Raw genomic sequence first — 1,827 nt, forward strand, 5'->3', positions numbered from 1 at the left:
CAGCTACACCGGCGGCACAACCATCGCGGCCGGCGCGGGGCTGAACCTGTCGGGTTCGGTCGCCGGTGCGGTTGCGGACGCCGGGACGCTGACGCTGGACGGCGGCGCGGTTGGCGGCACGGTGACGGACAGCGGCGCGCTGAACGTCACGGGCAATGGCGGCACGGTCGGCTCGCTGGTCGGGACGGGTGCCGGCACGCTCAACGGCACGCTGACGCTGACCAATGCGGCCGATACCTTCTCGGGCACGCTGACTGGAAATGGTGGACTCGCCGTCACCGGCGGCACCGAGACGCTGACCGGCATCAACACCTATACCGGCGGCACGACCATTGATGCTGGCGCCGCGCTCCGGCTCGGAGACGGCACCACCAACGGATCACTCTTGGGCGCTATTACCGATAACGGCCTTCTCATCTTCAATACGGTCGGGACAAATACTGTTTCCAACAACATTTCAGGGACAGGATCCCTACTGATGGAAGGCAGCGGAACCCTCATCCTGACAGGGACAAATACCTATTCAGGCGGAATACAGACCGGCGGTGGAACAAGCCTTCAGCTTGGAGACGACACGACCAGCGGATCATTCGCGGGCACCCTCACCGATAACGGAACTCTGACTGTCGCTGCCACCGGTGGGGCGACCGCGTCGCTCGCGGGCACAGGAAACGCCGTCCTTTCCGGCATGCTGACGCTGACCAATGCGGCCGATAGTTTCAGCGGCGTCGCCAGCGGCAGCGGCGGGCTGACCATCGCAGGCGGCAGCGAAACGCTGAGCGGCATCAACAGCTACACTGGCGGCACGACCATTGCTTCCAGCGCGGGGTTGAACCTGTCGGGTTCGATCGCCGGAAATGTGGCTGACGACGGCACGCTGACGCTGGACGGCGGCGCGGTCGGCGGCACGGTGACGGACAGCGGCGCGCTGAACGTCACGGGCAACGGTGGCTCGGCTGGGTCTCTGGCTGGGGCGGGCGGTGGCACGCTTAACGGCACGCTGACGTTGACCAACGCCGCCGATACCTACGCAGGTGCGCTGAGCGGGACCGGTAGGTTGACCATCGCAGGCGGCAGTGAGACGCTGATTGGCGCCAACAGCTACACCGGCGGCACGATCATTGCTTCCGGCGCGGGGTTGAACTTGTCGGGCTCGGTGGCCGGTACGGTCGCGAACGTCGGGACGCTGACGCTGGATGGCGGTACCGTTGGCGGCACGGTGACGGACAGCGGCGCGCTGACCGTCACGAGCAACGGCGGCACAGTCGGGTCGCTGGCCGGGACGGGTGCCGGCACGCTCAACGGCACGCTGACGCTGACCAATGCGGCCGATAGTTTCAGCGGCGTTGCCAGCGGCACGGGCGGGCTGACCATCGCAGGCGGCAGCGAAACGCTGACCGGCGCCAACAGCTACACCGGCGGCACGACCATCAATGTCGGCGCGGGGCTGAACCTGTCCGGCTCGGTGACCGGTGCGGTCGCGAACGCCGGGACGCTGACGCTGGACGGCGGCGCGGTCGGCGGCACGGTGACGGACAGCGGCGCGCTGACCGTCACGGGCAACGGCGGCACAGTCGGGTCGCTGGCCGGGACGGGTGCCGGCACGCTCAACGGCACGCTGACGCTGACCAATGCGGCCGACACCTACGCGGGTGCGCTGACCGGCACCGGTGGCCTGACCATCGCGGGCGGCAGTGAGACGCTGACCGGCGCCAACAGCTACACCGGCGGCACGACCATTGCCTCCGGCGCAGCGCTGAACCTGTCGGGTTCGGTCGCCGGAAATGTGGCTGACAACGGCACGCTGACGCTGGACGGCGGCGCGGT

General features: G+C 68.2%; 1 protein-coding gene. It reads left to right on the forward strand.

The window, feature by feature from the left end; all coding sequences use genetic code 11:
- Positions 1-1,827 (forward strand): beta strand repeat-containing protein (locus HLH34_RS19030; protein ID WP_408871334.1); only part of this gene is annotated, 1,827 nt, incomplete at both ends.

This window comes from Gluconacetobacter azotocaptans (assembly GCF_014174355.1).
GTDB lineage: Bacteria > Pseudomonadota > Alphaproteobacteria > Acetobacterales > Acetobacteraceae > Gluconacetobacter > Gluconacetobacter azotocaptans.